The 23414-nt window shown below is 57.3% G+C and carries 27 protein-coding genes; 15 read left to right on the forward strand and 12 right to left on the reverse strand.

Going from position 1 to position 23414, the window contains the following annotated elements; genetic code table 11:
* Nucleotides 1–148: 148 nt before the first annotated feature.
* The 6 genes from AC3WN7_RS20300 to AC3WN7_RS20325 all read right to left on the reverse strand — a co-directional run bounded on the left by AC3WN7_RS20300 (nt 149) and on the right by AC3WN7_RS20325 (nt 4354).
* Nucleotides 149–436 (reverse strand): hypothetical protein, encoded by a 288-nt coding sequence (locus AC3WN7_RS20300; RefSeq protein WP_102674779.1) that lies wholly within the window; start codon nt 434–436, stop codon nt 149–151.
* 181 nt (nt 437–617) lie between these two features.
* Nucleotides 618–1100 carry a hypothetical protein gene (locus tag AC3WN7_RS20305; protein ID WP_095966015.1) on the reverse strand — a complete coding sequence of 161 codons (483 nt, stop codon included), beginning with the start codon at nt 1098–1100 and terminating at the stop codon, nt 618–620.
* Nucleotides 1097–1918: a winged helix-turn-helix domain-containing protein gene (locus AC3WN7_RS20310; protein ID WP_095966016.1), complete on the reverse strand. Its 822-nt coding sequence runs from the start codon at nt 1916–1918 to the stop codon at nt 1097–1099. Before AC3WN7_RS20310 ends, AC3WN7_RS20305 begins: the two co-directional genes overlap by 4 nt.
* A 764-nt stretch (nt 1919–2682) precedes the next feature.
* Nucleotides 2683–3024 (reverse strand): hypothetical protein, encoded by a 342-nt coding sequence (locus AC3WN7_RS20315; RefSeq protein ID WP_102674799.1) that lies wholly within the window; start codon nt 3022–3024, stop codon nt 2683–2685.
* A gap of 83 nt (nt 3025–3107) precedes the next feature.
* Nucleotides 3108–3569: a hypothetical protein gene (locus AC3WN7_RS20320; protein WP_095966019.1), complete on the reverse strand. Its 462-nt coding sequence runs from the start codon at nt 3567–3569 to the stop codon at nt 3108–3110.
* Nucleotides 3570–3673: 104 nt separating this feature from the next.
* Nucleotides 3674–4354: a DUF3313 domain-containing protein gene (locus tag AC3WN7_RS20325; protein ID WP_095966020.1), complete on the reverse strand. Its 681-nt coding sequence runs from the start codon at nt 4352–4354 to the stop codon at nt 3674–3676.
* Nucleotides 4355–4579: 225 nt separating this feature from the next.
* On the opposite strand from AC3WN7_RS20325, the gene AC3WN7_RS20330 reads away from it, so the two are divergent.
* Nucleotides 4580–5401 carry a hypothetical protein gene (locus AC3WN7_RS20330; RefSeq protein WP_102674778.1) on the forward strand — a complete coding sequence of 274 codons (822 nt, stop codon included), beginning with the start codon at nt 4580–4582 and terminating at the stop codon, nt 5399–5401.
* A 34-nt stretch (nt 5402–5435) separates the two neighbouring features.
* Entirely contained in the window at nt 5436–5828 is a 393-nt protein-coding gene (locus tag AC3WN7_RS20335; protein WP_102674777.1) for a GFA family protein, read from the forward strand.
* A 113-nt stretch (nt 5829–5941) separates the two neighbouring features.
* Here AC3WN7_RS20335 and AC3WN7_RS20340 read toward each other — a convergent pair whose 3' ends face one another.
* Nucleotides 5942–6280, reverse strand: a complete 339-nt coding sequence (locus AC3WN7_RS20340) for a hypothetical protein (RefSeq protein WP_095966209.1) — start codon at nt 6278–6280, stop codon at nt 5942–5944.
* A 316-nt stretch (nt 6281–6596) separates the two neighbouring features.
* On the opposite strand from AC3WN7_RS20340, the gene AC3WN7_RS20345 reads away from it, so the two are divergent.
* From AC3WN7_RS20345 to AC3WN7_RS20365, 5 genes are read left to right on the forward strand one after another with little or no spacing between them, the layout of a single operon-like run.
* The gene (locus AC3WN7_RS20345) at nt 6597–8063 is read left to right on the forward strand and encodes a cytochrome c oxidase subunit II (protein ID WP_102674775.1); all 1467 of its coding nucleotides are present in this window, start codon (nt 6597–6599) and stop codon (nt 8061–8063) included.
* 43 nt (nt 8064–8106) lie between these two features.
* Nucleotides 8107–9882 (forward strand): cytochrome c oxidase subunit I, encoded by a 1776-nt coding sequence (ctaD, locus tag AC3WN7_RS20350; RefSeq protein ID WP_095966025.1) that lies wholly within the window; start codon nt 8107–8109, stop codon nt 9880–9882.
* Nucleotides 9879–10571 (forward strand): cytochrome c oxidase subunit 3, encoded by a 693-nt coding sequence (locus AC3WN7_RS20355; RefSeq protein WP_102674774.1) that lies wholly within the window; start codon nt 9879–9881, stop codon nt 10569–10571. Before ctaD ends, AC3WN7_RS20355 begins: the two co-directional genes overlap by 4 nt.
* 6 nt (nt 10572–10577) lie before the next feature.
* On the forward strand, nt 10578–11321 hold the full coding sequence (locus AC3WN7_RS20360; protein WP_095966027.1) for a heme-copper oxidase subunit III family protein: 744 nt from the start codon (nt 10578–10580) through the stop codon (nt 11319–11321).
* A 13-nt stretch (nt 11322–11334) separates the two neighbouring features.
* Nucleotides 11335–11652: a cytochrome C oxidase subunit IV family protein gene (locus AC3WN7_RS20365; protein WP_095966028.1), complete on the forward strand. Its 318-nt coding sequence runs from the start codon at nt 11335–11337 to the stop codon at nt 11650–11652.
* Nucleotides 11653–11684: 32 nt separating this feature from the next.
* Here the strand turns inward: AC3WN7_RS20365 and AC3WN7_RS20370 are convergent, their stop codons facing one another.
* Nucleotides 11685–12245 (reverse strand): hypothetical protein, encoded by a 561-nt coding sequence (locus AC3WN7_RS20370; RefSeq protein WP_102674773.1) that lies wholly within the window; start codon nt 12243–12245, stop codon nt 11685–11687.
* A 120-nt stretch (nt 12246–12365) separates the two neighbouring features.
* Nucleotides 12366–12656 (reverse strand): hypothetical protein, encoded by a 291-nt coding sequence (locus tag AC3WN7_RS20375; RefSeq protein WP_095966030.1) that lies wholly within the window; start codon nt 12654–12656, stop codon nt 12366–12368.
* A 283-nt stretch (nt 12657–12939) separates the two neighbouring features.
* Here AC3WN7_RS20375 and AC3WN7_RS20380 point away from each other — a divergent pair, with 283 nt between their 5' ends.
* On the forward strand, nt 12940–13488 hold the full coding sequence (locus tag AC3WN7_RS20380; RefSeq protein ID WP_102674772.1) for a cytochrome b: 549 nt from the start codon (nt 12940–12942) through the stop codon (nt 13486–13488).
* A gap of 13 nt (nt 13489–13501) precedes the next feature.
* On the opposite strand, the gene AC3WN7_RS20385 is transcribed toward AC3WN7_RS20380, so the two are convergent.
* Nucleotides 13502–14311, reverse strand: coding sequence for a helix-turn-helix transcriptional regulator (locus AC3WN7_RS20385; RefSeq protein WP_102674771.1), 810 nt, complete (start codon nt 14309–14311; stop codon nt 13502–13504).
* Nucleotides 14312–14408: 97 nt separating this feature from the next.
* Here AC3WN7_RS20385 and AC3WN7_RS20390 point away from each other — a divergent pair, with 97 nt between their 5' ends.
* Together AC3WN7_RS20390 and AC3WN7_RS20395 are read left to right on the forward strand one after the other, a co-directional pair.
* Nucleotides 14409–15365, forward strand: coding sequence for a threonine dehydratase (locus AC3WN7_RS20390; RefSeq protein WP_102674770.1), 957 nt, complete (start codon nt 14409–14411; stop codon nt 15363–15365).
* A 111-nt stretch (nt 15366–15476) separates the two neighbouring features.
* Nucleotides 15477–16172 carry a tRNA (adenine(22)-N(1))-methyltransferase gene (locus AC3WN7_RS20395; protein WP_310650744.1) on the forward strand — a complete coding sequence of 232 codons (696 nt, stop codon included), beginning with the start codon at nt 15477–15479 and terminating at the stop codon, nt 16170–16172.
* Nucleotides 16173–16200: 28 nt separating this feature from the next.
* Here AC3WN7_RS20395 and AC3WN7_RS20400 read toward each other — a convergent pair whose 3' ends face one another.
* A complete protein-coding gene (locus AC3WN7_RS20400; protein WP_095966210.1) occupies nt 16201–17184 on the reverse strand; it encodes a GlxA family transcriptional regulator in 984 nt (327 codons plus the stop codon).
* A 198-nt stretch (nt 17185–17382) separates the two neighbouring features.
* On the opposite strand from AC3WN7_RS20400, the gene AC3WN7_RS20405 reads away from it, so the two are divergent.
* Nucleotides 17383–18174, forward strand: coding sequence for a cysteine hydrolase family protein (locus tag AC3WN7_RS20405; protein ID WP_173862109.1), 792 nt, complete (start codon nt 17383–17385; stop codon nt 18172–18174).
* Nucleotides 18175–18274: 100 nt separating this feature from the next.
* On the opposite strand, the gene AC3WN7_RS20410 is transcribed toward AC3WN7_RS20405, so the two are convergent.
* Nucleotides 18275–19690 (reverse strand): DUF2252 domain-containing protein, encoded by a 1416-nt coding sequence (locus tag AC3WN7_RS20410; protein ID WP_207258407.1) that lies wholly within the window; start codon nt 19688–19690, stop codon nt 18275–18277.
* 691 nt (nt 19691–20381) lie between these two features.
* Here AC3WN7_RS20410 and AC3WN7_RS20415 point away from each other — a divergent pair.
* The 4 genes from AC3WN7_RS20415 to AC3WN7_RS20430 all read left to right on the forward strand — a co-directional run bounded on the left by AC3WN7_RS20415 (nt 20382) and on the right by AC3WN7_RS20430 (nt 23204).
* Entirely contained in the window at nt 20382–21029 is a 648-nt protein-coding gene (locus AC3WN7_RS20415; protein WP_102674768.1) for a hypothetical protein, read from the forward strand.
* Nucleotides 21030–21647: 618 nt separating this feature from the next.
* On the forward strand, nt 21648–22088 hold the full coding sequence (locus tag AC3WN7_RS20420) for an Ohr family peroxiredoxin (RefSeq protein WP_095966036.1): 441 nt from the start codon (nt 21648–21650) through the stop codon (nt 22086–22088).
* A gap of 78 nt (nt 22089–22166) precedes the next feature.
* Nucleotides 22167–22619, forward strand: a complete 453-nt coding sequence (locus AC3WN7_RS20425) for an Ohr family peroxiredoxin (RefSeq protein ID WP_095966037.1) — start codon at nt 22167–22169, stop codon at nt 22617–22619.
* 126 nt (nt 22620–22745) lie between these two features.
* Entirely contained in the window at nt 22746–23204 is a 459-nt protein-coding gene (locus tag AC3WN7_RS20430; RefSeq protein WP_102674766.1) for a MarR family winged helix-turn-helix transcriptional regulator, read from the forward strand.
* Nucleotides 23205–23414: the final 210 nt, after the last annotated feature.

Raw genomic sequence — 23414 nt, forward strand, 5'->3', positions numbered from 1 at the left:
AGGCAGAACCTAGTGTCAGCTGTATCTCTGCCACGACGTGGTCTGAAAATAATCTCATTCCGACTGCGCCTTCCAAAGTCAATAACTCATATTTACCAGGTCGTCAGAAGAGGCCAATCGCCGCTTGCGACGGCAAATACCGCGCTGTTCAAAGTAAAATGAGCGAGGTGGCGTAACTCATTCCAGTATCACTTTGTGGAGGCGAGAGGGCTGAATCACTGTCCTGCTCGTCCGCATGATACTCATTCTCACTATGAATTTTCAGATGCGATAGTTTCTGGGAGTCATCCGGATTTGTTTGAATTTCATAATATTCAATGGTCGTGCTTTCGACGGAGTGTTCGTCGTTCGCTAACGAACAAAAGGGCAGGGCAGACAGGAATAGAACCGCCAGGCATCCGAAGGTCGTCGATGTATTGCTTCGCAGGAAATGCATTGTTTTCACTTGATTCCCCTGTGTAGGGCATTGTCCCGGACGAGAATCAAGCAGGCTCGATTCCAGAGATTATTGGCGGGGGATTTTTTTTCCGGGACGCCATCTGATTCAAGTCAATAACTGTTATTTTTATTAGGGGTGATCTTTGATATGAGCCTGTGCCAGGCGAGTGCTGAGTCAATTAATGGTTCATGCAGCGCAAACGGCCAAGATCATGTATGTAAAAGCATACGGCGTTTTTATTCTGCGTGGGAATCAATTCGTAGTTCAGAATGGCGCCTTCTTGCAAGACGTATTGGCGTCTGAAGAACAGGTCAGGGGTCTTTTCAATGGCAAAGAGTTCATTGTCCTGGCTGAGCTTGACGTTACTGATTTTGATCTGTACCTGCGTTTTACTTTCTTTGATTATATTTGCCGATAGGGTTGCATTGCGGATTTTCCCATTCAGGCTTTCCAGCGTGGTCCCAGTGAGCCGACCATGCCCGATAGTGAGATACTCTTCGGTGTTGAGTTGATTGAGATCTTCCAGCCATTGCCGGGCCTTTGTTTGATAACTGGTATTTTCCATGTAGTGCGAAGGAGAATAAAAAATGGAGAAAATACAGAGTGCATTGATCAAGGCGATAACCGGCCAGTGAACCGCTTGCGGAATTTCAAACTTCATAAGGTAACTTCCAAGCATTGACGAATCATCATGGCGAGGTCTTTTTCGGCGCTGTTTAATTGTAGATTTGCAGTGCTTAGATCCGGGCGAATGCACGAAACGGAATAGTTGGTTTTATACAGGTTGATCCAGACTTGCCCCTTCAGGTTGGGGGGAAGCTGTTCTGATTGTTTGGCCGATAGCTCCAACAACGCTTGTGCCTCGGCAAGATCATTGCCTACGGCGTGGATGATCAGTCCATTTTTGTCGACGCTGGATATTTCAATTTTTGGCGCTTCGAAGTCGAACTGAAAGACCGTCAAGGCAACGACTGCCAGGGTAACGATATAAGCGATCAGTTGGGCCTTGGTAATGCGGGTGGATTTTTCGGTTTTACTCGAGGGCGCCAGCGACTCATCGCCATCGGGCGACGGTCGTTGTCCAGGAGTGGCTGCGGGTGGCTGCACAGCTTCTTCTGAGGGGGCCGGTACGTCGGCTGCTGCATCGACGACAAAGTGCCGGTTGAAGCAATATCCCCGGCGAGGAACAGTCATCAGGATCTCGTGATCCCGACTGTCATTCAAAATGTTTCGTAGTGAGAAAACGGTTTGATTCAAACTGCCGGAAGCAACTACGCGGTCATTCCAGGTGTAGTCGATGATTTCATCGCGGCTTTTAGTGACACCCGGCTCCATCAGCAGCAGGTCCAATAAACGCGATTCGGCTCTGCCTAGCGTGGAATTCTGTACATCTCCATGGGGTGTTGTAAGGGAGAGCATGGCGCTGTCCGGGTCGAATATCGCCACGGCGCCATTTTTCAACTTGAAGGTGTAGCTCATAGAAATTTTCCGATCAGGCGGTACTGGCCTGAGTATAGGGGCCGGATTTGGCTCGGTACATTCTGGACTGGGAGGTGAACGAAGATGGGGACCGTGTGCAAGTCGCGCTGTGTGTCGCCTTTACATTGCGGGACCGGCTCGTTTCAGGAGCGTGCAGTGCGGTAAACAGCCCTGCCTGTCAGAGGCATCAGTTGAATCAGACAAAGGAAAAGCATTGCTGGATGACCCACGGTTTTTGATTTTGACAGCATGAATAATGCTTTGAATGGATGTTCTGCGCTATCCGAAAACTGCAAGCTCCGGCGGGTGGGTTTGTGCGGCGACGGGGTCTGAGCGGATTGCCTGCGCAGTCCAGACAAGGCTTTAGTCACTCCCGAACGGGGCGAGAGTGTTCACAATACAAGTCAATGATTGTTGTTTGTGCGCCCGTTCAACGGCAGATTATTTTTGATTCCAATTAGCTTTGAACCACGCTCGTTAGCGCTTTTAATGGATCTCGAGGAGCGTTGACACTCATCGCGTTCATGCGCGGCGTAAACGATCCTCACCTCTCGTTCAACGGCTTTTGCCCCGCGCCCTTCATGGAGGACGCGGGGTTTTTTTTGGTTTTTTTCACGCAAGCCCGGGAAATTGCAGGAGCTGGCCTGCCAGCGATGGTCGTCAACGATAACGCGTGTGACCTGGATGAACGCGGCGTACTTGAGTCCATCCAATTACAGGTTGCCGGGATGCGTGAAGAACCTTTTTTGCGGAGGGTATCGGCGTTACAGGCATTCCTGCGCGGCACGCTCGATGCTCGATGGCCTGAAGGTCGAGGCCAGCAATTGGCGCTCGTACAGATACACCTTGCCTCCATCCTGTGCCCTGTGGGTTTCCAGCACGGTGTCTACGGCAATTTTGCTCGAAACGACAACCCGGTAACTGCGTTCGCTGCCAGATACAACCGGGCTCATCGCGTTGTCCTTCAACTTAGGTACAAGGCAGTCGACATACTGCTCGGGCGATTTGTCCGTTTGCAACGATGAAGTCGGGCTGTTAGGGGAGGCGGCGCAACCGGCCAGGAGCCAGGAAGCGAGGATCACGACTGGAACACCTGCTAGGCGCATCGGTGAAGCCCTCAAATTCGAATCGGTTCGTTGAGTCATGGTGAAGAAGGTCGGCCAATGTTTCTGATCATTGTCGCCGCCGATCAAGGCAAGACATCGTAGCCACGCTGCTGCAGGCAGCTGCTATAGACGGAGTTGTTGGCGGTGACGCTTTGATCGCTCGCCGCATCATTCTGCCGGCGCGCCTGGCGTTGCCTGGAAGCCCCCACCACGGCACCGGCCGCCGCGGCACTGCGCGCGTGGTTCTGGCGATAGTCTTGCCGGGTGTCGTCGTCGATCTGGTCATAGACGTTTTCATGTTGGCGGCCCCGGACCTCGGCCGCGGTCGCCCCGGCCACGGCGGCGGTTGCGGCGCCCTTTACCCGACCACCGGTCGGCACGGTGCTTTGTACCGGATGTTGTGCGTTGGCCTGGGATTGGCAGGCACTGGTGTCCTGTTGGATGGCCTGGGAAGTCTGACCTTTGAGGGGGATCACCGTCACTGCCAGGGCGCTGGTGCTCGGCAACAGCATGAGCACCGCCAGGGTATGGGCCAGTATTTTCATGATGGGGTCTCACGTCAGGCGTCGGCACGGCTGACGGTTTTGTTAGAGAACAAGCGCGGTTCAAACCCCATGCCAGCCTGCGTGCGATGGGGCTTATCCGGGCATCAGTGCTTGAGGAGCAGGGCCTGCATATCGTCTGTCATGCTTTTGAGCGCGACTTTGAAGTCACTGGCAAGCACCGGCTGTTGGGCATTGTCGAGTGTCGCGCCAAACACCTTGCGAACGATCTTCGCGACCGGCATACCGGTCTTGGCATCGATCAGGTTGGCTTCGATGTACATCTCGGCAGTCTGATCCCGATGCCCGGTGGCTGCTTGTGTTGCCCCGACGATGGCGCCGATCGGAACGGCCTCATACCAGTGCATGCCTTCGTTGTTGGCGCTTACATGAGTGATCGCCGCTTGCAGGATCAGCGATCGCGAATTGGTCGGTGCCAGTTGTGGATAAGGGACGATCGCATAGCGGCGGGCAAAGGCTTGCTTGACGCTGTTGCTGGCCATCAATTGCAGGTCCTGCAGGGTCTTCAGGCTGACGCGCTCGGTTGGTTTCGGCGCTGGATACAGTTCCATCTGCCTGAACACCACAGTGGAGTAGGCGCGAGGATCGAACCCCGGCGATACCCAGCGCAGGACCTTCTGCTCACTCGGCGTAGTTTGCTCCTCCAGGCCCTGGTAATTGCCCAGGAAGCCCGAGTATTGCTCCTGTTGCGCCACTTTCGAGACACAGCCGACCTGAAATACACAGCTCAAAGCAATACCCGCAATCCATTTATTCGACATGCCCATGTGTTCGGTTCTCACGTGATGAAAGTTGTCATTCGGGTACAGGTGTTTGCACGCCGGTCAATTCGGGCCGAATGCTGCCTGCAGCAGCGGGATAATCCGAATCAAAAACTCTCAAAAACCGTTAAATACAGGGTCTGCGAGGGGCAGGGCCGGGTTGCACATCGATCACAGTTGCCTACGCTAACCCTTTGCAACACCGGTGTTTGACAACGACAGGTGAGTGAGATGGATTTGAAAGAAGGGTGGATGGGTAGCGCGTCGACGCTCGTCGTCGCGTTGGGCTTCATCCCGATGGCTCAGGCTGAGGATGCGGCAGAGTTGGCGAAAAAAGCCCTCAACCCGGTCGCCGCGATGTACAGCCTGCCGGTGCAGTACAACTGGGACCAGAAAATGGGGCCGACCGGGGAGGGCATGCACAGCGTGACCAATATCCAGCCCGTGCTGCCGTTCGCCCTGAACGAGGACTGGAATCTCATCTCTCGCACCATTCTGCCGATCATCGACCAGCACGGCCTGGCCCCCAATGGCGCGGCGGATAAATCCGGCACCGGCGATATCACCCAGAGTTTTTTCTTCTCGCCGACCAAGCCGACGGCAAGTGGCTGGATACTCGGTGCCGGCCCGGCGTTGCTGATACCGACCGGCAGTGATGAGTTGCTCGGCAGCGAGCAATGGGGCCTGGGCCCGACGGGTGTGGCGTTGAAACAGTCCAATGGCTGGACCCGCGGCATTCTGGCCAACCATATCTGGGGCCTGGACGACAGCCCGCCGGACGACAAGGAAAAGGTCAACCAGACCTTCCTGCAACCCTTCCTCTCGTACACCACCCGTACGCTCACGACCTACGGGGTCAACACCGAGTCAACCTACAACTGGCAATCGCGGGAATGGTCGGTACCGGTCAACCTCACGGTCACCCAATTGTTGAAGATCGGCGGTCTACCGCTGACGGTGCAGGCCGGCCCGCGCTACTGGCTCGACAGCCCGGAAGACGGCCCGCAAGGCTGGGGCTTTCGCGCCGCCGTGACGTTCCTGTTTCCACGCTGATACGCCGTTTCGGACGGCCTGGAGGAGACACCCCATGGACCGATTCACCGGCGGTTGCTTGTGCGGCAAGGTGCGCCTTGTCGCGTCGGGGCGCCCGTTCCGGGTTGGCGTTTGTCACTGCCTCGACTGCCGCAAGCATCATGGGGCGCTGTTTCACGCGTCTGCGATATTCCATCAGGATGCCGTGACGATCGAAGGCGAAACACGTGACTACGCCGGGCGGCATTTCTGTCCGCACTGCGGCTCGTCCGTGTTCGCGCACAGTGCAGACGAAATCGAAGTGAACCTCGGATCTCTGGATGACCCAAACCAACTGACGCCGACCTACGAGAGCTGGGTGGTGCGGCGTGAGGCCTGGCTGCCGGCGTTTGCGCACACACGACGCTACGAGCGCGATCGGGATTCCACGGGGCGTTTTGAAGACTAGCGGTCACGCATTGCGGTACGCCAGGTCTTGAGGCACTGGGTGTCCGGTTCAACGATCAGTGAGATTTCGGCACCGCACCGCGCAGAACGATCGATGCAGCGAATCTGTCGCCGTTACTCAAGCAACTGATCGATCAACACCGCGTTGGTATAAATCAGGCTGCCATCGCTCGCACGATGCCCGACCAGATGAAACTGGCCGCGTTCGTGGTGCAGATAGACACGCATCTGACAGTCGGACAAGGGCGCGTATCCCTCGGGCATGATCAATTCCATCGAGTCCATATCGACATCGACCATGGCTTCACGCTCGTGGGTCTTCTGCAGGCGCTCTTCGGCCTCTTCCAGACGGACATGGAGAGGTCCGTCGACGTTGAAATGGACTTCCCCCATCGGGGTGGACTTTTGGTCGCCGCTGGTTTTGCACCAGCCTTCGATCGTCAGGGCACTCATGACGAAACCTCCCATGTGGATTGCTGGACTGTGTGGCTATCGTCCCTGCTCAATGTCACCACATTCGTTTGACGACTCTACGAGGGCAGGGTTCGAACGTTGCTGCCGCAAGCAGAAGAACGCTGCCATCCGTCATCAGCAAACAAGTATAGCTGGCAACCGTAACTCCCTTGCCGGCCTCACGGTACAAGCCGATGGCTCTATACTTCTTACTGACTTTAACGCCCGGACGGGTGGTATTTGTCAGCCCTGCTTGGATGTCAGTGGCGATGCTTATTGCATGACCAATGAACAACAGGAATAGGATGAAGAGCAAATGGCAATAGCAATTGTCCTGATACTCATCGTTATTGCCTCCGTGCTATTCCACATACTGGCGCCCTGGCATGCGACACCGGCCGCTTCCAACTGGGGATCCATAGACACCACCCTGTTCATCACTCTGATCATCAGCGGAATATTCTTCATTGCCATCACGGGATTCATGGCGGTAGCGGTGATTCGCTATCGTCACAAGGCGGGCGCCAGGGCGGCCTACCAGCCGGAAAACAAAAAACTGGAAACCTGGTTGATCATCGTTACTTCGGCAGGTATCGCCGGGATGTTGGCGCCAGGTCTGGTTGTCTACAACGATTTCATCCGGGTACCGAAAGATGCCTACGAACTTGAAGTGGTTGGCCAGCAGTGGCAGTGGGCCTTTCGTTTTGCCGGGCAAGACGCAAAGCTGGGCAAGTCGGATATCAAGTTTGTCGACTCCACCAATCCCCTCGGTCTTGATCCTAAGGATCCTGCAGGCCAGGACGATGTGCTTGTCATGAATAACGAAGTTCGCCTTCCGCTCGATCGGCCGGTGAAAGTTCTACTGCGCTCTAAAGATGTCCTGCACGATTTCTATGTACCGCAAATTCGCAGCAAGATGGATATGGTGCCAGGGATGGTGTCGTACTTCTGGTTTACGCCGACTAAAACCGGAAAATACGAAGTCCTTTGCGCTGAATTTTGTGGCGTAGGTCATTACAACATGCGTGGTCATATGATCGTGGAAGAGCAGGGCGTCTTCGATCAATGGCTAAAAGGCCAGCCGACCTTTGCACAGACATTGACCACAGCTGCCAAACCCGGTCGAGACAGCGTGCTGGAAAAAGGCCGCCAGTTGGTCGAACAGTACGGCTGCAAGGCCTGCCATAGCCAGGATGGCAGTGCCAGTCTCGGCCCGGGATGGAAGGGGCTGTACGGACGCACCGAACAGCTTGCCGATGGCACCGGCGTGCGGGTCGACGAGGCCTACCTGAAAGAATCGATTCTCGATCCGAAGGCCCGCCTGGTACAGGGCTACCCACCGGTCATGGTGGCCTATACTCTCAAAGACGACGAAATGGGTGCCGTCATCGCCCTGATCAAATCATTGGGTGCTGATCAAAATTCGACTGGCGAAGCGTCGAGTCCGGGTGAAGACCTGGTGGCGCAGGGGCAGCGACTGGCCGGGTCGCTTGGCTGCCTGGTCTGCCACAGTGTCGATGGCAACAAGGGCGTCGGCCCCAGCTGGAAGGGCCTGTATGGCAAGACCGAAACCCTTGCCGACGATACGAGCGTAAAGGTCGATGAGGGCTATTTGAAAGAGTCGGTTCTTCATCCCAATGCCCAAATCGTCAAGGGCTACGCAGCCGTCATGCCAGCCATGGCTCTGAGTGACGAGGAACTGAATGCACTGATCGCTTTTATCAAATCCAAAGCGAATGCTGACGCTGATGCGACCAAGGCGGAGCCAGGGAAACAGCCGTAAAGCAGCCAGAAGCACACTGAAACTTCGGAACGAGGATGACGTGATGGCCTATGCGGAGCAAGCCGAAACAGAAGCACTGCACGAGCCCAAAAGCTTCCTGACCAAATATATCTGGAGTCAGGACCACAAGGTCATAGCCATTCAATATTCCTTGACGGCTCTGTTCGTGGGGCTTGTCGCCCTGGTGCTGTCCGGCTTGATGCGCATGCAGATAGGCTTCCCCGGCAGTTTGGCGTTCATGGATGCCAGTACTTACTATCAGGCGATGACCATGCACGGCATGATCATGGTCATCTACTTGCTGACGGCCTTGTTTCTGGGGGGCTTTGGCAACTATCTGATCCCGCTGATGGTGGGCGCCCGCGACATGGTCTTCCCCTATGTCAACATGCTCAGCTTCTGGTTTTACCTGCTGGCGGTAGTGGTCTTGCTCAGCAGCTTTTTCGTCCCGGGCGGCCCCACGGGTGCCGGCTGGACGCTCTATCCGCCACAGTCCATCGCTCAGGGGACACCGGGCGTCGAGTGGGGCATTGTCCTGATGCTCGTCTCACTGGCGATTTTTATCGTCGCCGCCACCATGGGCGGGTTGAACTACGTCACCACGGTGTTGCAGGCGCGCACGCACGGCATGACATTGTTTCGCATGCCGCTTTCGGTATGGGGCATCTTCATGGCCTCGATCATGGCCTTGCTGGCCTTCCCGGCGTTGTTCGTCAGCGCGGTCATGATGTTGTTCGACAAGCTGTTGGGCACCAGCTTTTTCATGCCGGCGATGGTCTCGCTGGGGCAGCAACTGGATCACCAGGGTGGCAGCCCGATATTGTTCCAGCACTTGTTCTGGTTTTTTGGCCACCCGGAAGTCTACATCGTTGCTCTCCCTGCCTTTGGCCTGGTCTCCGACCTGATCAGCACCCATGCGCGTAAAAACATCTTCGGCTACCGAATGATGGTGTGGGCCATTGTTGCGATCGGGGTACTGAGTTTTGTGGTCTGGGCGCACCATATGTATGTCAGCGGAATGAACCCGTACTTTGGCTTTTTTTTCGCCGTCAGCACCTTGATCATCGCGGTGCCGACCGCGCTGAAAGTCTATAACTGGGTACTGACCCTATGGCGCGGCGACATCCATCTGACCGTGCCGATGCTGTTTGCCCTGGCCTTTATCGTCACCTTCCTGGTCGGCGGTCTGACCGGGTTGTTTCTGGGCAATGTGATCGTGGATATTCCGCTCTCGGACACCTATTTCGTCGTCGCCCATTTTCATATGGTCATGGGGGTCGCACCGGTACTGGTGGTGTTCGGCGGTATTTATCACTGGTTCCCGAAAGTCACCGGGCGCATGTACAACGACACCCTGGGCAAGCTGCATTTCTGGATTACCTTCCTGGGCACCTACGCCATCTTCTTCCCCATGCACTATCTGGGTTTCCAGGGCATGCCACGTCGCTACTACGCCTATGAAAACTACGCGTTCATCCCGCAGTCGGCGCAAGAGCTGAATGCCTTCATTACAGTGGTCGCATTGGCCGTCGGGGTTTCCCAGTTGCTGTTCGTGTTCAACATGGCCTGGAGCGCATTCAAGGGCAAGCCCGCAGGCAGTAATCCCTGGGGCGGGGCCAGCCTGGAATGGCAAACGCTGCACACCCCGCCGAAACACGGTAACTGGGGAGAGAAATTGCCGGTCGTGCATCGCTGGGCCTATGACTACAGCGTACCGGGGATAGAACAGGATTTCGTGCCGCAAACGGTCTCCGCCGAGGAGCTGGAGCAGATGCGGCAACTCGGTGCCGGGACTAAAATAGCGGACGCCAAGACATGAACAGGCTGCTATTGAGAAACGTCGACGGCGCTGACCCCGGCGGCAGTTGGAATCGCGACCCTGAGGGTGTTCAGGCCACCGAGGGCGCCAATAGAAGTCAAATCGCAAGAGTGGGCTTGCGCTTGTTTCTGGTGGTGGTGAGTTCGTTATTCTTCCTCTTCCTGATCGCCTTTGTCGCCCGTTCGCAAATGGTCGACTGGCTACCCCTGACAGAGCCTTTGGCACCCTTAGGCAATCTGCGGCCGCTATGGCTGAATTCGGCTTTTCTGCTATTGAGTTGCATCTCACTGCAGTGGTCGCGCATGGCTGCCCGAAAGGCTCGGCCGGTCGCAACCGTGATGGGTTTTGCACTGGGGGGCGTTTTTGCAATTGCCTTTCTGGCGGGGCAACTCTGGGTCTGGCAGCAGTTTGTCGCCTGGGGCTACTTTGTCGCCAGCAATCCGGCCAACAGTTTCTTCTACCTGTTGACCGGCCTGCATGGGCTCCACCTGCTGGGCGGACTGATCGCCTGGTGCTGGATTGTCGCCAGATTTGCGCGTCATGTGCCATTGGCGCAATTGAGCGCCAGCGTAGAGCTCTGTGCCATCTATTGGCATTACTTGCTGGGTCTCTGGTTCGTGCTGTTCGCTCTGCTGGCCAGCTCGCCGCAAACCTATGAAGCCATCGCCAGATTCTGCGGCCTGAGGTGAACAGCCATGGCATCGCCCCCGCAAGCCCAAGCCCAAGCCCAAGTCCACGCCCAGGTCCAAGCCGAGACCCGTTCATCCAATCCAGCAGGCTCGCCACCTGCGCCGGGATGGCAAGGCATCGCCAGCGACTGGTCCTCGGACAAAGACGCCTTCAAGCAGGTGCCCTGGGGCAAGGCGATGATGTGGATATTCCTGCTCAGCGATACGTTTATTTTCACCTGTTTTTTAACCGGCTACATGTCAGTACGCATGACCATCACTACGGCCTGGCCGAACCCGAGTGAAGTGTTTGCCTTGACGATCGCAGGAAGGGAAATCCCGCTTATTCTGATCGCCATCATGACCTTTGTGCTGATCAGTAGCAGCGGCACCATGGCCATGGCCGTCAATTTCGCCTATCGCCGTGATCGTATGAAAACGACGGCCCTGATGCTGGCGACCGCTGCCTTGGGTGTGACCTTCGTCGGCATGCAGGCATTTGAATGGAGCAAGCTCATCGCAGAAGGGGTGCGTCCCTGGGGGAACCCCATGGGGGCGGCGCAATTTGGTGCCAGCTTCTTCATGATTACCGGTTTTCACGGGCTGCATGTGTCGATCGGCGCCCTCTACCTCAGCATTGTGGCGCTGAAGGTTTTGCGCGGGGATTATGAACGCTCCGGAAACTATCAGAATGTCGAGATAGCCGGGCTTTACTGGCACTTCGTGGATTTGGTGTGGGTGTTTATTTTTGCTTTCTTCTATTTATGGTAGAGGAGCACGGGTGATGGAACATGCTCAGGGTCAGCAACATCCAATCAGTCTGTACCTTAAAATCTGGGGGCTGTTATTCGTCCTCAGCACGCTGTCGTACCTGGTCGACTATTTCCACTTCCATGGCTACCTTCGGTGGTCCCTGATCATCATTTTCATGCTGTTGAAGGCAGGTTTGATTGTCTCCATCTTCATGCATATGGCCTGGGAGCGGCTGGCGATGGTCTACGCCATATTGGTACCACCTTTGTGTTTGCTGGTGCTCGTCGGGCTAATGGCCACCGAGGCTGACTACATTTTCCTCAGCCGGGTCATTTTCTTTGGTCAGTAAGCAGTTTTCGGATGGCCTTGAGTCTCCAGGCGCTAACCCGATATCACTCGCTTGAACTGATGCCATTTGTGCTGCCAGGCCACTGTCCAATGGGGAGCTGCCGCTCCAGTACCGGCGATCGTCAGCTTTGGATGTTGGTTGATGACCTGATCCAGTATCGATTCCTGGTTCGGCTCGACATCGACGAAGAAGATATGTTTGCCCTCGCTGACTACCTGCTTGAAATTGCGGAAGTGAGTGTTCGGCACCTGGAACCCGAAAAAACCGCCTTCCCAGATACAGAAGCCCAAAATGACAATGGAAAGGAAGATAAAGGGCATCCAGCCTGCGGCGGATTCGGTCCAGCCCATCCAATAGGCGCCACCCAGAACCAGTGCCGCCAGTGGCAAACCGATCACCGCGCCAATCTCACCCGAGTGAACAGCATCCTGTTCCATTAACGAGTTGACCTCGTGCAGGTGATGTTGTTCGACATCGGCAACGTTTTGACTGAGCACATGAATCTGTTCGGAATTGATGCCGCTGGCTTCCAGTTCATATTCAACGTTTTCCAGATCGTTGAGATTGTCACTGATGTAATAGTGCCGATTCATGCCACACCTCCCGACTCGCGTTTGCTGTAGACCTCCTTTGTCCGGCAGCGGTCAACCTGGGTTGCACACTTCATGCAATCTGAAAAAAAGTATAGCACTCGCCTCCCTGCGGGCCGGTCGCTAGTTGATCTGCACTATGACCGGACCTTCCGTCACGATCGGCGGGTTCGCGTGGATATGCGAAGTGTTTTTCTGAATCCACTCACGCGCAACTTTCAGGCTCGCATCACTGCCGGCCTTGTCCATGCAAACAGTGATCGAAGTACCACCATCACCGGTGTTGAGCAGTGTGTAGCTAACGAGGCCAGGTACTGTCCGCAAGGTCGCTTCGATGTCGACGCTGCGCTCTTCCAGAAGCTCGAATAGCTGCTTGGCTCCAGTACCCAGGTAGGTTCTTATCACCGCATACATGGTCGTCTCCTTTGAGCGTACCGTCTTGATGCCAATACAGATCCGTTGATGTCCGCAGTCCCGGGGTTTCAGGTCGCCCTGATTCAATAAGCTTAGCCAAACGCCGGCGACAATCGACATGCAACGACCACCGGCCACAGGGGGCGATTTCGGCATGTCCGATCGAAGGCTAAACACGAGAGATATCGATCATTTCGATATGTTTAAGCAGGATTTCACTGTTTTTTCCGATAACGCCATGTCGCGATAATCCGCCTTCAAAAGTGACGGGAAGGGCAGCTTGATGGCGAAGGAAGGAAGTTATACCGGTACAGCCAAGTGGCTGCATTGGGGCATGGCCCTGATCTGGTTGGGTGCCTGGGTCATCGGAATTGTGGCGACGCATTGGCGCGACGAATTCAATGCCCACCATGAACTCACCTACGTGCACAAGGCGATGGCCAGCACGCTGCTATTTCTCATCGTCGTGCGTATCGCCTGGCGATTGAGTCACCCGGCACCGGCGCTACCCGAATCGATGAGCCCGACGATGAAGCGTGGTGCGCTGGTCGGGCATGTGCTGCTGTACGCCGTGGCCTTGATCGGGCTGCCGTTGTCCGGCTGGTACTGGAGCTCGGTCGCCGACAAACCCGTCATGGTGGCGGCGCTGTTCGTGCTCCCGCCAATCGTTGACCCCGATCAGAGCCTGTACGATCTGGCAAAGTCGGTTCACACCTACATGGCGTGGTTGTGTGGCGCCCTGGTAGGTGGCCATCTGCTGGTTGCGCTCAAGCATCACTTCGTTGAAAAGGATGATGTGCTCAAGGGCATGCTGCCCGCACGCAACCGTTGATTTTCCTGTCGTTTCATTTTTGACGCAATTGCACCGGACTCACGCCGAGGCGTTGCCTGAAGGTGGTCGCCATGTGCGCCTGGGAATTGAAACCGCAGGCGTAGGCGATTTCAGCCAGGGTGGCGGTCGAGTCGCGCATCAAGGCGCGGGCCCTGGCCAGGCGTCGGTCGATCAGGTAAGCGTGGGGGCTTTTGCCGGTGGCGTTTTTGAAGGCCCGCATGAAATAGCCTTCGGACAAGCCAAGCAGGCCCGCCATCGCCGGTACGCTCAACGGACCATCGAGGCCCGCGTCAATGAATTCATCGAGCAAGCGCATCCGGCTGCCGGTTATAGAGCCATGGGGCGGTGTCGATACGCCTTCGCTGGCCGTCGCCCGCTCGGACAATGCCAGTGCCCAGGCCTCCCAATCGTCCTCCACGCAAGCGTGCAACAGCGCTGCGCGCATTCGCCATGCGAGGGCCGTGGCTTGCCGGTCGATGCGATTGTTGAAGGCGCGATGGCCCTGCAACGCCATACCGTCGGTGCGTATCACCCGCAGGTATTCACCGCCCTTGGGCGATTCGGACAACACGTCACACCCCGCCGGAACGAACGCCAGGCCGTTGGGCAGGGCATCGAAGGGTTGTACCCGGTCGCTGCCGATCGCGTGCAGGCCTCGCTGGCTGTCGAAGGCAAAGCCGATGCCTACCTGGGTCGCTACGTATCGGGTCGCGTAGGCGCAGCCGGGGAGCAATTCGATCGCCCAGGGGCCGGCCTCGATACGGCGGACCGGTTCGGACAGCAGGGGTGGATGCAGACGGTTTCGATGGCTCATGAGCACCATAGTAGTGAAGAGAGGGCACAAAAGTCAGGTCGGTTTTTTGAAAGCCTGCGTACTGCGCCGCTGTTCAGACTGGGCAAAATCCCGGGGGAGACAACTCATGCACACACTGACTCGCGACGACATCGAACAGGCCGCACGCCACGTTTACCAGGTCATGCCCGCCACCGCCCAGTACCCTTGGCCCTTGCTGGCCAGGCGGTTGGGTTGCACAGTGTGGGTCAAGCACGAAAATCACACGCCTACCGGTGCTTTCAAAGTGCGCGGCGGCATCACGTTCATGCATTGGCTCAAACACGAGCATCCGGGCGTGAAGGGCATTGTCAGCGCGACCCGCGGCAACCATGGCCAGAGCCTTGCACTGGCGGCTGGCGCACTGGGTTTGCGGGCGCTGATCGTCGTGCCGCAAGGCAACTCGGTGGAAAAGAACAACGCCATGCGCGGCTTTGGCGCTGAAGTGGTCGAGTATGGGCGCGATTTCGATGAGGCCCGTGAAGAGGCAGCACGGCTTGCGCAGGAGCACGACCTGTTCCTGGTGCCGCCGTTTCACACCGAACTGGTCAAGGGGGTGGCCACCTATGCGCTGGAGCTGTTCAACGCCGCGCCGGATCTGGATACCGTCTATGTACCGATTGGCTGTGGATCGGGGATTTGTGGCGTGATCGCCGCTCGCGATGCACTGGGCCTGGACACCCGGGTGGTGGGCGTGGTTTCCACAGAGGCGGCGGCCGCACAGTTATCGTTCGACACCGGAACCCTGTGCGAAACGGCCTCGGCGACCACCTTCGCCGACGGCCTGGCCGTACGCAAGCCGGTGCCTGAAGCCTTTGCCGTCTATGTGGCAGGTGCGACGCGAATCGTTGCAGTCAGTGACGCGCAGATAGCCGAGGCCATGCGCGTGTATTACACCGATACCCACAACCTGGCGGAAGGGGCCGGTGCGGCGGCGCTGGCGGCGCTCATGGCCGAGCGTGAGGCCATGTCGGGAAAAAGGGTGGGGGTCATCCTGTCCGGTGGAAACGTCGACAGATCGGTGTATGCGGGCGTGATCGCGTGAAGGGGAGCTGTAACCTGGTCGCATAAATTTGAAATGCACGGCATTGCCCGACACAATCGCGCCCCGATCCGGCCAAAGGCGCCGGACGTTTGTGGTGAGAAGGGGCCGCAGTTGAACGAACAGACATTGTCCATGCGCCTGGAACGCGTGGCGGCGCACGTGCCGGCCGGCGCGCGCCTGGCCGATATCGGCTCGGATCACGGCTATCTGCCAGTGGCATTGATGCGCCGTGGCGCCATCACGGCAGCGGTGGCCGGGGAGGTGGCGATGACGCCGTTCCGCGCCGCCGAACGCACCGTGCACGAGAACGATCTGGAGCAACGGATCAGCGTGCGCCTGGCCAACGGCCTGGCGGCAATCCTGCCGGGGGACGGGATCACGGCGATCAGCCTCTGCGGCATGGGCGGCGAAACGATCCGCGACATCCTCGACAGCGGCAAGGCGTACCTGAGCGGGCACGAGCGCCTGATCCTGCAACCCAACGGCGGCGAGCAGCCACTGCGCCTGTGGCTGATGGAAAATGGCTATCGCATCCTCTGCGAGGAAGTGCTGCGGGAAAATCGTTTCGACTACGAAATCATCGTCGCCGAGCGCGCCGGGCCGGTGATCTATACCGCTCAAGAGTTGTACTTCGGTCCGTTGCAGATGCAGGCCCGCAGTCCGGCGTTCCTGGTCAAGTGGCAGCGCAAGCTGCGCCAGAAGCAGAAGACCCTGAGCCAATTTGCCGGGGCGCAGCGGGCCGTGCCTGAGGAAAAGGTGCAGGACATCGCGCGCCAGGTCCGGTGGATCGACCAGTTGCTGGCCTGATTCTGTTGCGCAAGGTACGCGTCTGCGCTTACGCGGGCAATGGATCGCCCTTGTTCCCGGCCCCTTTGGCCAGACGGGCGCTGCGCCGCAGTTCCTGCGGCGTGCGCCCGACGACTCGCACGAAACTGCGCAGCATGTGATCGGCATCGCCGAATCCGAAGCACCTGGCGATCTCCTCGAACGTCTGGTGCCCGTCTTCGACCAGCGGCCGTGCCGACTCGATTCGCAGGCGCTCGATAGCTTTCGCCGGCGTCACCCCGACCGATGCCGCGAACACGCGGCCAAACTGGCGCACGCTCATATGGGCAACGTCTGCCAGGCGTTCAACCGACAGATCATCACGCAGATGATCGCGCACGTAGCTCAGCACCGTGCGGATCCGGTCCGAGCCCGGGTCGAAATCCAGCAGCGAAGAGAACTGGTACTGACCACCCGGTCGCCGGTAGTAAACCACCAGCATGCGTGCGACAGCGCGTGACACTTCCTTGCCCAGGTCCTGCTCGATCATCGCCAGGGCCATGTCGATGCCGGCCGACATGCCGGCGGACGTCCAGACATTGCCGTCTTCGGTCCAGATTCGATCACCGTCCACACGCAGCGCCGGATAGCGTGCCTGCAATTGCGGTGCGTAGTTCCAGTGCGTGGTCGCGACACGACCGTCGAGCAGGCCGCTCTCGGCCAGCAGGAAGGCGCCCGTGCAGACGCTGGCAGTGCGGCGTGCGCGCGGGGACATCTGCCGTATCGCCGCTGCCATCGGCATCATCCTGTCATCGATCGGGGCGGTGGGTGCGCCGACGATGATGAGCGTGTCGAGCGGGTCGACAACCTGCAGGGCTTGCGTCGCGACTTGCACGCCGCTCGAAGCTTCGATCAATCCGCCTTCAAGGGACGCGACCGTGAATCGATAGCCCGAGGGGCGCGCACGGCTGGCGTTGGAGAAGGCTTCGAGCGGGCCGCTCAAATCCAGCAGTACGAACCCCGGGTAGACCAGGAAACAGATGTGACGTTGCATGAACGGAGCGCCCAAAGTCTGCATGGGAGGGGAGCCATGGTACGCGCTTGCCGTCTGCAAGGTCAGGGGCGCGCATCAAGCCCGTAAACCTCACGCGAGATGGCTGCGCCTGTCGGCCGAAATCCAGGGATTAATGTCCATTTGCTGATGCCTTCTCGCCGTACCGTACATGCACCCCCCCACATTGAGGACGTGCAAATGACCTTCAACACAATTCAAGCCGCGAGAATGATCTCCTGCGCCACGTTGCTGTCGGCTTTCCTGATAGCCCCCGGCGTTGGCTTCGCCGCAGAGAACCCTTACGCCGATCCGGCCAAACCCGCGCTCCCGGCCTCCACCTTCGAATGGGATTCCAGTCGAACCGCGCTGGTCGTTATCGACCCGCAGATCGACTTCATGAGCCCGGAGGGGGCGGGCTGGTCGGTCTTCGGACAGAGCGTTACCGAGCAAAACCTCGTGCCGAACCTGAGCCGGCTTTTCACGGCGTTCAAGCAGGCCGCAGCGACGGTAGCCATCTCGCCGCACTACTACTATCCCCACGATCATGAATGGGAGTTCGAGGCGCCGGCGGAGACCGTGCAGCACAAACTGGGGCTCTTCGATCGCAAGGGCGCCCTGACGCTGGATGGATTCCGCAATTCGGGTGCCGACTTCATGAAGGAGTTCAAACCTTTCATCGAAGACGGCAAGACTATCGTCGCCTCACCGCACAAGTTGTATGGCCCGCAAAGCAACGACCTGATGCTGCAGTTGCGCAAGCAGCGGATCGACAAGATCATCCTGGCCGGCATGGCATCCAACCTGTGCGTCGAATCGCACCTTCGCGAGTTTCTGGAGCGCGGTTTCGAGGTGGTTGTGGTACGTGATGCCATCGCCGGCCCGAAGCTGCCTGACGGCGACGGGTACGGTAGCGCGCTGGTCAATTTCCGCTACATCGCCAACGGCGTGATGACCACAGACGACGTCGTGAAAAAACTGGAAGGGCGCTGATCTGCGGTATGCCCCATCCGCTGACCAGGCACGGGGGCCCTTGAGGCTTCCGTGCCTGATGACTGACTTTGATTGACCCATGAGCGATGGATCGGCCTCATCACTCTTCTTCCCTGAGTGCCTGGATCCGCCCTGACTTTTCTGCTGCCAGCAGTGCGGCATGGTCTTTCGCATTTTGATTGGCATAGGCAATGGAGAATTTGCCGATGGCCTGGTCGAAGGAGTCCGTCTTGCCCAGGTAGCCACTGATGAGCGCGGCATCTCCGGATTTGGCATGGGCACGGGCCAGGGTTTGCCCGCACCACTCGGCGTACATCTTCATTCTTGCGGCGCAAACGCCTTCGATGGGGGCTGACATTTTCATGTCGCGCAACTGGCGTACAAAGAAATGCCGGCCATTTTGTCCGCGTGTCCAGCCCAGAAAGATGTCGCTGGAGGACTGCATCAGCCGCTGCCCCGTGACCACACGCTGCCCCTGGTTCTCGAATTCGCTGTCGCCTGCAAAAGGCGCCAATACCGAGGGGCAGGCTTCCTTGAACTGCAGGAGCAAGGGGTTGTTTTCCGCAGAAAAGAACAGGCCGACGAAACAGTAGGTACCCACGCTGCCAATGCCGACAGCCTTGACGGCAACGTCTTCGAGGCGGTACCGATCGAAGAGCACACGTCGTTCATGGGGCAGCGACAAACGATATTCCTGCAGTGCGATACGCACTCGCTGCTTGAAGTCCTTTTCGTACACATGAAAAAGCAAGGGCGGTTGATCGATCAGTCGCCGTCGACCGCCGACTTCGCTGCTGATCTTGGGGTAGAGGTAATCCCCCAGACGCATCTTCGCCTTTGCCACCACTTGCTCGCGAATTTTCCTGATCTGGGCATTGGGCGCCATGTCGATGATCGCTTGGGCATCCAGACGGTCATACCAGACCTCCAGCGGGCCCATTTTCGAGAATTTGCGCAGGCCCTCGCGGTAAGCACAAACGCATTTGACGGCAATGCCCCGTGCCTCTTTATCGGTGAGCCGGTTATCGCGTGCCGCCACGACAAAACTGATTGCCAGGCGTTTGACGTCCCATTCCCAGGGGGCAGGGAGTGTTTCGTCGAAATCGTTGATATCAAAAATCAGATTGCGCTCAGGTGTCGCGAACAATCCGAAGTTCATCAGGTGACAGTCCCCGCAGGCTTGCACCTCAATGCCTGTGGTTGGAGTAGTGGCCAGGTCATGGGCCATCAAACCCGCAGAACCGCGTAAAAAGGTGAACGGGCTGCGCAGCATCCGGCCGTAGCGCAGCGGCACCAGGTTTGGCAGTCGATAGCGGTTGGACTCTTCGAGGCGTTCGATAGGGTCGCGGTGTTTGCCCGGCGGTTTCCATTCGCCGTGAACCGAATGGGGCAAGCGTTCGCGTATTTGCTCGCCTGCGAACAGGCGCTCCTTGCGCGAGAGAAAGACTGACTCGTCTGCGCTGTCGTCCGATTGTTTTGCCAGGCCATCGGCAGCCTTGCTTTTGCGGGGGGGCATGCCCACTCCTTTGCTCAACGAAGGCTGACTCCCTCGGGCACAGGATCTGCTAATGCGACTGTTCCATCAGCCTTCAGGGTGACCTGCACTGGTGTTTCGCAAAGAGTCGAAGCCGTTGTTGAAGCGTAGCAGTTCCGTTCCGGGATGCTGTATTGCCAGCATTGAATGGCGCGGCTGCGTGGGAGCCAAATTTCGCAGTTTGCAGGGGCAAACGGTGTGAGTTCCGCGCGAAATCCGCTTTTTTTTCCGGTACGGAAAGTGAAACGATTCAGCCGCTTTGCAACGGTGGTTTCAGCCAATGAAACCGGCCTTTTGAGGGGGCGTCGACAGTACCGTTTGTCGTGGTTTTTGTTCGAAAAATGAACAATTGGGGTATTCTGGGCTCTGATCTTCCAGCAGGCGGATCCCTTGAGCTTCGCACTGCACTCCCTAGTAAAATGGACGTATACCTCATCTGCATTGAATGGAATGCACATGGGGATTTTTTTTACCTGAGACCTGGAGTGATAGTATGCCGTCATCACTGACTCGCGGGGCGAGTCGCTCTCTCTTGTAATACCCAAATTATTTTAGTTGCTTCAATCAATGTGAACTTTGATTGTGCAGGCGTGGAATATTAATTCGCGTGCCTGGGGCATGGTCAATTCACACTGCCGCAATAAGTGGAGATGTAAGCGTGGATATTAATACAATGATCGGCCTGCTCGGCCAGAAAGAATCCATGGAGTTTATGCGTTTAGGAGTTGTTTACGTACACCTGTTGGCATGCTGCGTAGCCATTGGTCTGGTGTTTGCCAGCGATGTCGCAATGGTCAAGGATTTATTGAAAGGCCGTGTATCGTCCGGGCACGATAATGATCATATGGCCAGTCTTCAGAAGTCTGTTTCCAATGCGTTGCTATTCTTGTGGATCACCGGTGCGGCGATTATAGGCATTGATTACCTTGATAAAGGGATGACCTATTTTGCCAACCCGAAACTTCAAGCCAAAGTCATTATTGTCTTGTTGCTGACATTCAACGGCATGCTGTTGCACCGCTATGTATTGCCCGCCATGCTCAAGGCCGGTTCCTTGCTTGATCTGCCTATCAATGTGCGAATGTTTGCCCTGTTCTCTGGTGCACTGTCGGGCGTTTCCTGGCTGTATGCCGCGATGCTCGGTGTCGGTCGACCGCTGGCCTGGAAATACTCGCTGACTGAATTGCTGATGGCCTATCCGGTATTGATCGTGCTCGGCTTTGCGACGATGGTGGCGCTGACCCAGTGGGCGCGCAATCGCAACGCGGCAGCGCCGGCTGAACAGACTACCTGGCTGTTCGCTGGAATTCCTGCGCGATGAGCTGACGAAAGTCCAGGTGAAGACGGGTTAAACCGTTAGAACCCTGCAAACACCAGACCCCCTCCCAGTGAGGGGGTTTTTATTGGGTGTTCACGCAGTTCCGGGGAACACCGATAACTGTAGGAGCGAGCTTGCTCGCGATGGAGGTCAACGATGATGCGGGGAGCCTGACACCCCGCGGTGCTCTCAGGTTTTTCGCGAGCAAGCTCGCTCCTACAGATATTTCGCTATCTATGTTCCTTGTCCATGGCCGAACGTTGTCCACTCATCCCTTGATTCGGCGAGGGGCAGGGCAGCACGCTCGGTCGCGAACCTGCCGTTCATCGCCAAGGCATAAAATAAACTTTGACATCATTGGGGCTTTGGATGAGTATTCATGCATCGCATGCGATATAGTCGAATGCGATAGCAAACAAAACAACCCTTGCCGTTTGGAGATTCAGCCATGAACACCGGAAGCCGCCGCACTCTGTTGATCGCTACCGTTCAAGCTTCCCATGGCCATAACGGCAACAACTGGATCGTTGCGCACGCCAATTGACGAACGTTGTCTTTTTGAATGCCACATGCATCGCATGCGATATTATCGTACAAACTTTAAGCCCTGAGGAAATCCCCATGAGCAAAATCGAAAAAGTACTGGCAACCGGCAAAACCCACACCACCCGCAGCAATGTCGGCGGTCACAACGGTAACCTCGATATCGTCCTGTCGTCACCGGGTTCCACCCAGCCAGCCCACGTCTTTGCCGCCACACAGCCGCATCCGAAAGCCGAGCAACTGTTCGCCGGAGCCTGGTCGGCCTGCTACACCGCAGCAGTGGGGCTGGTGGCCCAGGAACGCAATATCGTATTGCCGGCGGACATGGCCGTCGACATTGAAGTGGACCTGGGCCAGACTGGTCCGGCCTACTTCCTTCAGGCCCGACTGACCCTACGCGTGCCCGGGCTGGCACAGGATGTCGCGACCGAACTGGCGCACATCGCCGACTCCATCTGCCCTTACTCCAAAGCGACACGCGGCAATATCGATGTTGCCCTGAACGTGATCACGGCGTGACGTGCGGACGCATCGTTGATATCGCATACGATGCAAGCGCATACGAACTTAACTGATTGTAATCTTGAGGGAATCATCATGAGCAAGATCGAAAAAGTGCTGGCCAGCGGCAAAACCCACACCACCCAGAACAGCGCAGGCAATACGTCGCGCGGTCATAACGGCAACCTCGACATCGTGCTGTCGTCCCCCGGCAACGACACACCGGCACACGTGCTGACCGCCGTCCAGCCGCACCCGAAAGCCGAGCAACTGTTCGCCGGCGCGTGGTCGGCCTGCTACATCGCAGCGGTGGGGCTGGCTGCCCAACAAATGAAGGTGACACTGCCGACCGACACGGCCGTCGACATTGAAGTCGATCTGGGCCAGACCGGCGCGGCTTACTTCCTCCAGGCTCGACTGACGTTGCGCGTGCCGGGGCTGGATCATGGAGTGGCGACTGAATTGGCCCACAACGCCGATGCAATCTGCCCGTACTCCAAGGCCACACGCGGCAACATTGATGTCGACATCAATGTCCTGACGGCCTGACCCTCTGCACGGCCGGCTCAACGGGGATTTTCCCGGTGAGCCGGCCGTCGGTGTTTATGCGCACTTCCGATACCATCGTGTACGACGTATAGTTTCAGTCTCGCAAGATTGCCCCTGAGAACGTCCATGAAAAACACCGACAAGACATCCGCGCTGGATCTCAAACTCTCCGACTTCCTGTGTTTTGCCGTCTATTCCACCAACCTGGCCTTCGGCAAGGCCTACAAGCCAATGCTCGAGCGGCTCGGCCTGACCTACACGCAATACATCACCCTGGTCGCGCTGTGGGAAGAAGACAACCAGACCGTCGGCAGCCTTGGCGAAAAGCTGTTTCTGGAATCCAACACCCTCACGCCGATCCTGAAGAAGCTCGAAGCGATGGGTTATTTGCTGCGCCAGCGCGACCCGGAAGACGAACGCCAGGTACGGATCAATCTCACAAAAGAGGGGCGAACACTGCGTGAAGGCCTGCGCGAAGACGGCTTCCCGCAAACAGGCCTCGATCCTGACGACTTCGTGCAAATGCAGAAGGCCATCGTCAAGTTACGGGGTAATCTCATCCGGACGACGAAAGACAGGGAGTAAGGGGTATCGATTCAAGACGGTGAGTGGTCCCCGATTTCGGTGTGAGCGTCCCCACAAACGGGGCGCTATTCCCCAGCAGTATTCACAACTCCATCAGCACGGTATTGCAACTTTCGACGAATGTTTGCAGGGACCTTCCGCTCCTCGCTCATATTTTGTTACAGCAATGGCAGGGTAATTGCTGAGTGAGCGTGTCCCGTTCATGAAAGG

It is taken from the genome of Pseudomonas sp. FW305-70, assembly GCF_058783925.1.

Bases quoted from the DNA above. Each gene is read 5' to 3' on its own strand.
- AC3WN7_RS20310 (WP_095966016.1), bottom strand. From the start codon at position 1,918: ATGAGCTACACCTTCAAGTTGAAAAATGGCGCCGTGGCGATATTCGAC.
- AC3WN7_RS20385 (WP_102674771.1), bottom strand. From the start codon at position 14,311: ATGGTGCTCATGAGCCATCGAAACCGTCTGCATCCACCCCTGCTGTCC.
- AC3WN7_RS20320 (WP_095966019.1), bottom strand. From the start codon at position 3,569: ATGAAAATACTGGCCCATACCCTGGCGGTGCTCATGCTGTTGCCGAGC.
- AC3WN7_RS20305 (WP_095966015.1), bottom strand. From the start codon at position 1,100: ATGAAGTTTGAAATTCCGCAAGCGGTTCACTGGCCGGTTATCGCCTTG.
- AC3WN7_RS20325 (WP_095966020.1), bottom strand. From the start codon at position 4,354: ATGGGCATGTCGAATAAATGGATTGCGGGTATTGCTTTGAGCTGTGTA.
- AC3WN7_RS20400 (WP_095966210.1), bottom strand. From the start codon at position 17,184: ATGCAACGTCACATCTGTTTCCTGGTCTACCCGGGGTTCGTACTGCTG.
- ctaD (WP_095966025.1), top strand. From the start codon at position 8,107: ATGGCCTATGCGGAGCAAGCCGAAACAGAAGCACTGCACGAGCCCAAA.
- AC3WN7_RS20380 (WP_102674772.1), top strand. From the start codon at position 12,940: ATGGCGAAGGAAGGAAGTTATACCGGTACAGCCAAGTGGCTGCATTGG.
- AC3WN7_RS20410 (WP_207258407.1), bottom strand. From the start codon at position 19,690: ATGCCCCCCCGCAAAAGCAAGGCTGCCGATGGCCTGGCAAAACAATCG.
- AC3WN7_RS20300 (WP_102674779.1), bottom strand. From the start codon at position 436: ATGCATTTCCTGCGAAGCAATACATCGACGACCTTCGGATGCCTGGCG.
- AC3WN7_RS20345 (WP_102674775.1), top strand. From the start codon at position 6,597: ATGGCAATAGCAATTGTCCTGATACTCATCGTTATTGCCTCCGTGCTA.
- AC3WN7_RS20330 (WP_102674778.1), top strand. From the start codon at position 4,580: ATGGATTTGAAAGAAGGGTGGATGGGTAGCGCGTCGACGCTCGTCGTC.
- AC3WN7_RS20390 (WP_102674770.1), top strand. From the start codon at position 14,409: ATGCACACACTGACTCGCGACGACATCGAACAGGCCGCACGCCACGTT.
- AC3WN7_RS20415 (WP_102674768.1), top strand. From the start codon at position 20,382: ATGATCGGCCTGCTCGGCCAGAAAGAATCCATGGAGTTTATGCGTTTA.
- AC3WN7_RS20420 (WP_095966036.1), top strand. From the start codon at position 21,648: ATGAGCAAAATCGAAAAAGTACTGGCAACCGGCAAAACCCACACCACC.
- AC3WN7_RS20340 (WP_095966209.1), bottom strand. From the start codon at position 6,280: ATGAGTGCCCTGACGATCGAAGGCTGGTGCAAAACCAGCGGCGACCAA.
- AC3WN7_RS20335 (WP_102674777.1), top strand. From the start codon at position 5,436: ATGGACCGATTCACCGGCGGTTGCTTGTGCGGCAAGGTGCGCCTTGTC.
- AC3WN7_RS20405 (WP_173862109.1), top strand. From the start codon at position 17,383: ATGACCTTCAACACAATTCAAGCCGCGAGAATGATCTCCTGCGCCACG.
- AC3WN7_RS20355 (WP_102674774.1), top strand. From the start codon at position 9,879: ATGAACAGGCTGCTATTGAGAAACGTCGACGGCGCTGACCCCGGCGGC.
- AC3WN7_RS20365 (WP_095966028.1), top strand. From the start codon at position 11,335: ATGGAACATGCTCAGGGTCAGCAACATCCAATCAGTCTGTACCTTAAA.
- AC3WN7_RS20370 (WP_102674773.1), bottom strand. From the start codon at position 12,245: ATGAATCGGCACTATTACATCAGTGACAATCTCAACGATCTGGAAAAC.
- AC3WN7_RS20375 (WP_095966030.1), bottom strand. From the start codon at position 12,656: ATGTATGCGGTGATAAGAACCTACCTGGGTACTGGAGCCAAGCAGCTA.
- AC3WN7_RS20430 (WP_102674766.1), top strand. From the start codon at position 22,746: ATGAAAAACACCGACAAGACATCCGCGCTGGATCTCAAACTCTCCGAC.
- AC3WN7_RS20425 (WP_095966037.1), top strand. From the start codon at position 22,167: ATGAGCAAGATCGAAAAAGTGCTGGCCAGCGGCAAAACCCACACCACC.
- AC3WN7_RS20360 (WP_095966027.1), top strand. From the start codon at position 10,578: ATGGCATCGCCCCCGCAAGCCCAAGCCCAAGCCCAAGTCCACGCCCAG.
- AC3WN7_RS20315 (WP_102674799.1), bottom strand. From the start codon at position 3,024: ATGCGCCTAGCAGGTGTTCCAGTCGTGATCCTCGCTTCCTGGCTCCTG.